Annotated in this window: 9 protein-coding genes; 5 read left to right on the forward strand and 4 right to left on the reverse strand. The window is 74.1% G+C overall.

Annotated features, from left to right (window positions below):
• Together IE312_RS30845 and IE312_RS30850 are read left to right on the forward strand one after the other, a co-directional pair.
• On the forward strand, window positions 1-928 hold a 928-nt coding region (locus IE312_RS30845), incomplete at its 5' end, for a glucosyl-3-phosphoglycerate synthase (RefSeq protein WP_229900637.1).
• Window positions 929-1,013: 85 nt separating this feature from the next.
• The gene (locus IE312_RS30850) at window positions 1,014-2,456 is read left to right on the forward strand and encodes an alpha,alpha-trehalose-phosphate synthase (UDP-forming) (protein ID WP_189985557.1); all 1,443 of its coding nucleotides are present in this window, start codon (window positions 1,014-1,016) and stop codon (window positions 2,454-2,456) included.
• On the opposite strand, the gene otsB is transcribed toward IE312_RS30850, so the two are convergent.
• Genes otsB through IE312_RS30865 form a run of 3 tightly spaced genes read right to left on the reverse strand, consistent with a single transcriptional unit; the run spans window position 2,438 to window position 4,874 of the window.
• Window positions 2,438-3,277, reverse strand: a complete 840-nt coding sequence (gene otsB / locus IE312_RS30855; protein ID WP_189985558.1) for a trehalose-phosphatase — start codon at window positions 3,275-3,277, stop codon at window positions 2,438-2,440. The two genes, IE312_RS30850 and otsB, sit on opposite strands and share 19 nt — an antisense overlap.
• A gap of 53 nt (window positions 3,278-3,330) precedes the next feature.
• Entirely contained in the window at window positions 3,331-3,555 is a 225-nt protein-coding gene (locus IE312_RS30860) for a DUF3263 domain-containing protein (RefSeq protein ID WP_189985559.1), read from the reverse strand.
• 35 nt (window positions 3,556-3,590) lie between these two features.
• A complete protein-coding gene (locus tag IE312_RS30865; protein ID WP_440862375.1) occupies window positions 3,591-4,874 on the reverse strand; it encodes an ABC transporter substrate-binding protein in 1,284 nt (427 codons plus the stop codon).
• Window positions 4,875-4,986: 112 nt separating this feature from the next.
• Here IE312_RS30865 and IE312_RS30870 point away from each other — a divergent pair, with 112 nt between their 5' ends.
• From IE312_RS30870 to IE312_RS30880, 3 genes are all read left to right on the forward strand, one after another.
• Window positions 4,987-5,931: an ROK family protein gene (locus IE312_RS30870; protein WP_189985628.1), complete on the forward strand. Its 945-nt coding sequence runs from the start codon at window positions 4,987-4,989 to the stop codon at window positions 5,929-5,931.
• Window positions 5,931-7,079 carry an N-acetylglucosamine-6-phosphate deacetylase gene (gene nagA, locus IE312_RS30875; RefSeq protein WP_189985561.1) on the forward strand — a complete coding sequence of 383 codons (1,149 nt, stop codon included), beginning with the start codon at window positions 5,931-5,933 and terminating at the stop codon, window positions 7,077-7,079. The genes IE312_RS30870 and nagA overlap by 1 nt, the downstream gene beginning before the upstream one ends.
• A 122-nt stretch (window positions 7,080-7,201) precedes the next feature.
• Complete coding sequence (locus tag IE312_RS30880) at window positions 7,202-8,119, forward strand: 1-phosphofructokinase family hexose kinase (protein ID WP_189985562.1); 918 nt, start codon at window positions 7,202-7,204, stop codon at window positions 8,117-8,119.
• A 15-nt stretch (window positions 8,120-8,134) separates the two neighbouring features.
• On the opposite strand, the gene IE312_RS30885 is transcribed toward IE312_RS30880, so the two are convergent.
• Window positions 8,135-9,070, reverse strand: a 936-nt coding sequence (locus tag IE312_RS30885; RefSeq protein WP_189985563.1) for a CBM35 domain-containing protein, incomplete at its 5' end; no start/stop codon positions are given.

Raw genomic sequence — 9,070 nt, forward strand, 5'->3', positions numbered from 1 at the left:
GCGCTGGCTGAGCACCCGCTCCTGGTCCGTGGCCGACCGACCGCTGCACCAGGTCCTGGCCGCCAAGCAGCGCACGGGCCGGACGATCAGCGTCGTCCTGCCCGCGCTGAACGAGGAGGAGACGGTCGGTGACATCGTCGCGGTGATCCGGCACGATCTCGTGGACCAGGTCCCGCTCGTCGACGAGGTCGTGGTCGTCGACTCCGGCTCCACCGACCGCACCGCCGAGGTCGCCGCGCGCGCGGGCGCCCGGGTCGTCCACCGCGACGACATCCTGCCCCGCATCCCCGCCGTGCCCGGCAAGGGCGAGGTGCTGTGGCGCTCGCTGCTGGTGACCGGCGGGGACATCGTCTGCTTCATCGACGCGGACCTGCGGGAGTTCTCCTCCGACTTCGTCACCGGGCTCGTCGGCCCGCTGCTCACCGAACCGGACGTCGAGCTGGTCAAGGGCATGTACGACCGTCCGCTGGCGGGCGCTTCCGGACAGGGCGGCCGGGTCACGGAACTCATGGCCCGCCCGCTGCTGAACATGCACTGGCCGCAGCTGGCCGGGTTCGTGCAGCCGCTGGGCGGCGAGTACGCGGCCCGCCGCTCGCTGCTGGAACAGCTGCCGTTCCCCGTGGGCTACGGCGTGGAGCTGGGCATGCTGGTCGACGCCCTGCACCTGGCCGGCCTGGACGCGCTGGCGCAGGTCGACCTGGGCGTGCGCAAGCACCGGCACCAGGACGGGCAGGCCCTGGGCCGGATGGCGGCGGCGATCTACCGCACGGCCCAGCTGCGGCTCGCCCGCGGGCACCTCGTCCGGCCCGCGCTGACGCAGTTCGTGCGCGGCGAGGACGGGTTCGAGCCGCGCACCTACTCGGTGGACACCGAGGAGCGGCCGCCCATGGCGGAGATCGCGGAGTACGCCGCGCGCAAGGTGGCGTGAAGCCGCCGTATACGGCGGCCCGCCCCGGCACCCGCCGGACGGCACGTACGTTTGAGTGTTTCCGGGCCGGGCTAGGTTGAGGCGTATGGGTTCCACGGGTGCTGCTGCAAAGGCTCAGGTGCTGGTCGCGTCGAATCGCGGCCCTGTCTCCTACCAGCTGGGCGAGGACGGTGTGCTGCACGCCAGACGGGGCGGCGGCGGACTGGTCTCGGGACTGTCCGCCATCGGCTCCGACGCCGGCTCGGTATGGGTGTGCGCCGCGCTCGGCGACGGCGACCGGGCGGCCGTGCGGCGCGCCGACGGCGGGCTGCTGCCGGAGGGGGACACCGGCGGGCAGCGGGTGCGGATGCTGGACGTCGACGCGACCGTGCACGCCGAGGCGTACAACGGCATCGCCAACTCGGTGCTCTGGTTCGTCCACCACATGCTGTACCAGACCCCGCTGGAGCCGGTCTTCGACGCGGAGTTCCGGCGGCAGTGGGCGTCGTACGAGGCCTACAACCGGGCGTTCGCCGAGGCGCTGGCCGAGGAGGCGGCCGAGGGCGCGGCGGTGCTGATCCAGGACTACCACCTGGCCCTCGCCCCCCGCATGCTCCGCCAGCTCCGTCCCGACCTGCGCATCGGCCACTTCTCGCACACCCCCTGGGCACCGCCGGACTACTTCCGGCTGCTCCCCGACGACATCGCGGCCGAACTGCTCGGCGGCATCCTGGGCGCGGACCGGGCGGCGTTCCTCACCCGGCGGTGGGCGGACGCGTTCACCGACTGCTGCCACGCGGTGCTCGGCCCCGGCATCCCGTCCGGCACCGAGATCGGGGTGCACGGGCTGGGCGCGGACGCCGACTTCCTGCGGCGGCGGGCGCACGAGCCGGACGTGGACGAGCGGATGGCGGCGCTGCGCGCGGAGATCGGACCCGACCGGAAGACGATCGTCCGGGTGGACCGCACCGAGCTGTCCAAGAACATCGTGCGCGGTCTGCTGGCCTACGAGCAGCTGCTGGCGGACCGTCCCGAGTGGCGGGAGAAGGTCGTCCACGTGGCGTTCGCCTACCCGTCCCGGCAGGACCTGGCCGTGTACCGGGAGTACACGGCCGAGGTGCAGCGGGTCGCGGCGGAGATCAACGAGCGGTACGGCACGCCGGGCTGGACCCCCGTCGTGCTGCACGTGAAGGACGACTTCGCGCGCTCCCTGGCCGCGTACCGGCTGGCCGACGTGGCCCTCGTGAACCCGATCCGGGACGGCATGAACCTCGTCGCCAAGGAGGTCCCGGTCGTCTCCGACCAGGGCTGCGCGCTGGTGCTGTCCCGGGAGGCCGGGGCCTACGAGGAGCTCGGCGAGGACGCCTTCGTGGTCAACCCGTACGACATCGCGGGCACGGCACGGGCCCTGCACGAGGCGCTGACCCTGCCGGCGGCGGAGCGGGCGGAGCGCTCGAAGCGGCTGGCCGCCGCCGCGACGGCGCTGCCGCCGGCCCGGTGGTTCCTGGACCAGCTGAACGCGCTGACCGGTCAGCCGGCGTCGAGCTGAGCGGCCAGCGCCCCGAGCAGCTCCACGACGCCCTCCGGGCCGTTCACCACCAGGTCGGCGCGCTCCGCCAGCTCGGCGACCTCGGTGCTGCCGCTGCAGACCAGCAGGCCGGGGGTGCCGGCGGCGCGCAGCTCCTCGACGGCGGCGAAGGCGGGGAGGTCGCCGAGGTCGTCGCCGGCGTAGACGACGCATCCGGCGCCGACGGCACGGGCGTGGTCCAGCAGGGCCACGCCCTTGTCCATGCCCGGCGGGCGCAGTTCCAGGACCAGGCGGCCGGGTTCGACCATCAGGCCGTGCCGGCCGGCGAGGTCGGCGAGGGGCCCGCGCAGGGACTCGAACGCGGCCTGCGGGTCGGCGGCGCGGCGGGTGTGGACCGCGAGGGCCCGGCCCTTCTCCTCGATCCAGGTGCCCTCTCCGGCGCCGGCGCGCTCCAGCAGTCCGGGCAGCTCGGCGCGGACGGCGGCCACGCCGGGGTGCGGGGGCGGGGCGGTGACCGTGCCGGTGGCCGCGTCCCAGCGCTCGGCGCCGTAGTGGCCGAGGACGGTGAGGTGCTCCAGGCCGGGGACGCCGGCGAAGCCGCCGTAGCGGACCGCGACCTCGGGCGGGCGGCCGGTGATCACGGCGACGGAGGCCACCTCGGGGGCGAGCGCGGCCAGCGCGGGCACGGCGCCGGGGTGGGCGCGGGCCTGCTCGGGGTCGGCGACGATGGGGGCCAGGGTGCCGTCGAAGTCCAGGCCGATCAGCGCGGTGCGGGGCTGCGCGAGCAGGGCGGCGAGGCCGTCCCGGCCGGGCTGGGTCTGCGGGGTGGGCAGCGGATCCATACCGCGACAGTATCCGGCCGCGGCCCGCTCACGCCTGGACGGCCCCCACCGGTTCAGCGCTCCCGGCGGCGCGCTTCGCGCACCCGGCGCAGGCGGTTGACCGTGACCGGGTCGTGGGCCAGGGCCCGCTCGTCGTCCAGCAGGGCGTTGAGGAGCTGGTAGTAGCGGACCGGGGAGAGGCCCAGCTCCTCCCGGATCGCCCGCTCCTTCGCGCCGGGGCCGGGGAAGGCGCGGCGCTCCAGGGCGAGGACGGCTTTCTCTCGGGTGCCCAGTTCCATGCCCGCCACGGTAGCGGCGGGCACGGACAGCGGGCTCAGCCGGCGCTGCTGCTGTCGGCCGCCGCGGCCGTGGACTCCAGGCGGGTCAGGACGGCGGCGGGGTTGCCGCCGGGGGCGACCGCCTGGCCGATGTTCTGCTTGACGGCCGCGCTGATCGCCGCCCAGGAGGTCTTGCCCACCGGGTACAGCTCGGAGGTGGGCAGCTGCTCCAGGAAGGGCTGCAGGGCCTTGTCGGCGGGGGCGTCGGAGGCCGCCATGGCGTTGGAGGCGGACCCGGTGACCGGCAGCAGCCCGTACTTCCGGGAGAAGTCCAGCACGTTCTTCTCGCTGTAGACGAAGTCGAGGAAGTCGCCGATCCGGTCGGCGTGCCCGTTCTGCCGGAAGGCCATCATCCAGTCGGCGACGCCCATGGACGCCCTGGCCTTGCCGGTGCGGCCCGGCATCGGCACCATGCCGAACTTCACGCCCTTCTTCTCGGCCTGCTGGATCAGCGTCGGGTGCCCGTTGAGCATGCCGACCTGGCCGTCGGCGAACGCGGCGAACGCGTCCGCGCGGTTGAGCTTGCCGGGCGCGACCGGACCGGTCAGGTCCTTGCCGACCAGCTCGTCCTTGAGCCAGGTGAAGGTGGCGACGTTCGCGGCGGAGTCGATGGTGTAGGTGCCGACGTCGTCGGTGTAGCCGCTGCCGCCGTTGCCGCCGCTCAGCAGCCACTGCATGGTCTCGGCCTGGGCCTCCTCGGGCCCGAGCGGCAGCGCGTACGGGTACTTCACGCCCTGGGCCTTGAGCGCCTTGGCGTCGGCGGCCAGCTCGGCCCAGGTGGTGGGCGGCGTGAGGTTGGCCTTGGCGAACAGGGTCTTGTTGTAGAACAGCACGCGCGTGGACGCGGCGAACGGGATGCCGTACTGCGTGTGCTTCCACTCGCCGGCGTCGGCGAGCTGGGAGAGGAGGTCGGCCTGGGTGCGGATGGAGAGCAGGTCCGAGGCCGGGTAGAGCTTGCCCGCGGCGGCGTAGTCGGCGTAGGCGCCGATCTGGGCCAGGTCGGGGGCGTGGCCGGCGTCGACCATCTCCTTGACCTTGCGGTCGACGTCGTTCCAGGAGTAGACGCTGACCTCGATCTTCACCCCGGAGTGCTGCTTCTCGTACTGCGCGGCCAGCGCGTCCCAGTACTTCTTGGAGCTGTTGGCGGCGGAGTCGCCGTAGTCGGCGGCGACGATTCTGAGGGTGACGTCCGAGGAGCCCGTGCTCCCGCAGCCGCCGAGCACCGCCGTCATGCCCAGTGCGGACACCACCGCGATCGTTCCTGCCGTAAGCCGACGCACCCTCAAAACCCCAACCCTGCTGTCTGACCGTTCAACATATGGACACATAAGGTCTACACCACGTGAGTGGACTAGACCTCTCGCGGGTGGGAGGGTCACACTAGGCCCCGTGGTGAGACATGTCATCGCCCTCGACGTGGGCGGTACCGGGATGAAGGCCGCCCTCGTCGGCGACGACGGCACGCTGCTGCACCGCGCCCGCCGCGCCACCGGCCGCGAGCGCGGCCCCGACGCCGTGCTCGCGGGCATCCTCGACTTCGCCGCCGAACTGCGCGACCACGGCGTCGAGCGGTACGGCGAACCCGCCGGCGCGGCCGGCATCGCCGTCCCCGGCATCGTCGACGAGCACACCGGCACCGCCGTCTACGCCGCCAACCTCGGCTGGCGGGACGTACCGCTGCGCGCACTGCTCACCGAGCGGCTCGGGCTGCCCGTCGCCCTCGGCCACGACGTCCGCACCGGTGGCCTCGCCGAGGGCCGGATCGGCGCCGGCCGGGGCGCGGACCGGTTCCTGTTCGTGCCGCTGGGCACCGGGATCGCCGGCGCCATCGGCATCGACGGGCGGGTGGAGTCCGGCGCGCACGGCTTCGCGGGCGAGATCGGCCACATCGTCGTACGCCCCGGCGGGGCCGCCTGCCCCTGCGGGCAGCGCGGCTGCCTGGAGCGGTACGCCTCCGCCGCCGCCGTCAGCGAGGCCTGGGCCGCGGCCTGCGGCGACCCGGACGCGGACGCCGCGGACTGCGCGCGGGCCGTCGCGTCCGGCCACCCGGACGCCGTCCGGGTCTGGCGGACGGCGGTCGACGCGCTCGCCGACGGACTGCTCACCGCCCTCACCCTGCTGGACCCCCGCACGCTGATCATCGGTGGCGGGCTGGCCGAGGCGGGGGAAGTGTTGTTCCGACCCCTGCGGGAGGCCGTCCGGCAACGGGTCACCTTCCAGCGACCGCCCGCGATCGTGCCGGCGGCCCTGGGGGACACGGCCGGGTGCCTGGGTGCGGGGCTGCTCGCGCAGGCCCTGCTGACCGCCCCTTCAACGACTCCGGAGGTACGCACCTGATGGCAACCGAGCGGGAAACCGTGCTCACCGGCGCGAACGTGGTGCTCCCCACCGGAACGGTGCCGAACGGCCGCGTGGCCGTGGCCGGCCGGCGCATCGCGGCGGACGCGCCGGCCGGCGCCCGCGCCGTCGACGTCAGCGGCCACTGGCTGGTCCCCGGCTTCGTCGACGTCCACAACCACGGCGGGGGCGGAGCCTCCTTCTCCGGCACCGCCGAGGACGCCCTCACCGCCATCCGCACGCACCGCGCCCACGGCACCACCACCCTCGTCGCCTCCACCGTCACCGACGAGATGGACCTGCTGGTCCGCCAGGCCGGCCTGCTGAGCGAACTGGCCGAACAGGGGGAGATCGCCGGCATCCACTTCGAGGGCCCGTTCATCTCCCCGTGCCGCAAGGGCGCGCACTCCGAGGGGCTGCTGCGCGACCCGGACCCGGCCGAGGTCCGCAAACTGATCGACGCGGCGCGCGGCAAGGCGAAGATGGTCACCCTCGCCACCGAGCTGCCGGGCGGCATCGACTCCGTACGGCTGCTCGCCGAACACGGCGTCATCGCGGCCGTCGGGCACACCGACGCCGGCTACGAGCAGACGGTCCAGGCGATCGACGCGGGCGCCACGGTCGCCACCCACCTCTTCAACGCCATGCCCGCCCTGAACCACCGCGCGCCCGGCCCGATCGCCGCCCTGCTCCAGGACGAGCGGGTCACGGTCGAGCTGATCAACGACGGCGTCCACCTGCACCCCGCCGCGCTGCAGCTGGCGTTCCGTCACGCGGGCGCCCACCGCGTGGCGTTCATCACCGACGCGATGGACGCGGCCGGCACCGGCGACGGCCGCTACATGCTCGGCCCGCTGGAGGTCGAGGTCAGCGAGGGCGTGGCCCGGCTCGTGGAGGGCGGCTCGATCGCGGGGTCCACACTCACCCAGGACCGCGCCTTCCAGCGGGCGGTGACCGTCGACAAGCTGTCGGTGGAGGACGCCGTGGCCGCCCTGTCGGCCACCCCGGCCCGTCTGCTCGGCCTGTCCGACCGCGTCGGCTCCCTGGAGCCCGGCAAGGACGCCGACCTGGTCCTGCTGGACGCGGACTTCGCGCTGAAGGGCGTGATGCGGCAGGGCGAATGGGTGGTAGCGCCCCAACTGCCCTGATCCGTAACCCCCGTCCGGAGACGGTGACCGACCCGCGCACTGGGCCGGCCGCCGTCTCTTTGGCATGATCGTGGCCCCGGAAACCGAGACAGGCGCACGGACATCGAGGGAGGTCGGCCCGGGTGATCCTCACGGTCACGCTGAACACCGCTCTCGACATCACCTACCGCGTACGGTCACTGCGCCCGCGCGCCTCGCACCGCGTCTCCCAGGTCACCGAACGGCCCGGCGGCAAGGGCGTGAACGTGGCCCGGGTGCTGGCCGCCCTCGGGCACGAGGTGACGCTCACCGGGTTCGCGGGCGGACCGACCGGCGAGCTGCTGCGGGAGGCGCTCGCGGGGACGCCCGGACCGGTGGACGCGCTGGTCCCGATAGCCGGGGCGACCCGGCGGACCGTCGCGGTCGTGGACGAGACGGCCGGCGACACCACCCAGCTGAACGAGCCGGGTCCACAGATCACCCCGGGCGAGTGGGGCGCTTTCCTGGACCGGTACGACGACCTGCTGTCCGGCGCCTCGGCGGTGGCCCTGTGCGGCAGCCTGCCGCCGGGGGTGCCGGTGGGGGCGTACGCGAAGCTGGTCCGCGCGGCCCGCTCGGCCGGCATCCCGGTACTGCTGGACACCAGTGGCGAGCCGCTGCGCCGCGGGGTCGCCGCCCGCCCGGACATCATCAAGCCGAACGCCGACGAACTGGCCGAACTGACCGGCTCGCACGAGCCGTTGCGCGCCACCCAGGACGCCCGCCGGCGCGGCGCCCACGCGGTCGTCGCCTCCTTCGGCGCCGACGGCCTCCTCGCCGTCACCGCCGACGGCCGCTGGCGCGCCGTCCCGCCCGCTCCCGAACTCGGCAACCCCACCGGCGCCGGCGACTCGGCGGTGGCCGGCCTGCTGTCGGGCCTGGTGGAGCACCTCCCCTGGCCGGACCGCCTCATCCGCGCGGTGGCCTTGTCGGCGGCGACGGTACGGGCCCCCGCGGCGGGCGAGTTCGACCCCGCGGCCTACGAGAAGCTCCTGGCGCGGGTGTCGGTGACGGCGGTGTGAGGCGACGACCCGGGGTCAGCCGCTGGAGTTGACCCAGCCCTTCACCAGCCACATCTGGTCGATCAGGGCGTCGCACTGGTTGCCCTGCTCGCAGGAGAGCTTGATGGTGTTCGCTCCCTTGTTGAGCTGGATCCAGCTGTACGTCTTCGTCCAGCCCTTCGCGTAGTCACCCTCCGCGGCCTTCGCCCAGTTCTTCAGTCCGGCGGGCGTGTTGGACGCCGTGCCGTTGACCGTGAGGGTGGCGGTGGCGTCCTTGCCCGGGACGCTGTACCCGACGAAGAGGCTGTACTTGCCGGCCTCGGGGATGCCGTTCAGGGTCCAGGTGATCGAGGAGCCGGTCTGGTTGAAGCCGCCCACATAGGTGCCGCCGGCCGCCTTCGCGCCGGGTACGTCCGTCGTCTTGGTCGCGCCGCCGGCCAGCTGGAGGGCGACGGCGTCGGACTTCGGCAGCTCGCCCGGCGCGTTGGAGGCGCTCCCCGACGGGCTCGGAGAGCCGGTCCGGGACTGGGTCGGGGCGGGGCCGGCCTCGTTGCCGGACTTGTCGTCGTCCGTGTTGCCGTTGATCATCGCGATGCCGATGCCGATGACGACCGCCGCGACGACGGCGATCGCGCCGATGAGCAGGCCCTTGGTGTTGGGTCCGCGGCGGCCGGGCGCGGGCGGCGCGCCCCGGCGGCCGGCCGGGGCGCCGCCGGGCAGCGTCTCGGGGGCCTGGTAGTGGGCGTTCGGCTGGCCGTAGGCACCCTGCTGGGGCCCGCCCTGGCCGTACGTGGCCTGCGGCGGCGCCTGCTGTGCGCCGTAGGAACGCTCGCCGACCGCACGCACTCTGCTGACCGAGTTCGGATAGCCGTAACCGCCGCCGGACGGCGGCTGGGCTCCCCTGGCCTGGCCGTCTGCGTACAGGTAGCCGAACGGGTCGTCGTCCTCGGGCGTGCTCGCGCCGTTGTCGCC

It is taken from the genome of Streptomyces capoamus (assembly GCF_014654935.1).
Classification (GTDB): domain Bacteria; phylum Actinomycetota; class Actinomycetes; order Streptomycetales; family Streptomycetaceae; genus Streptomyces; species Streptomyces capoamus.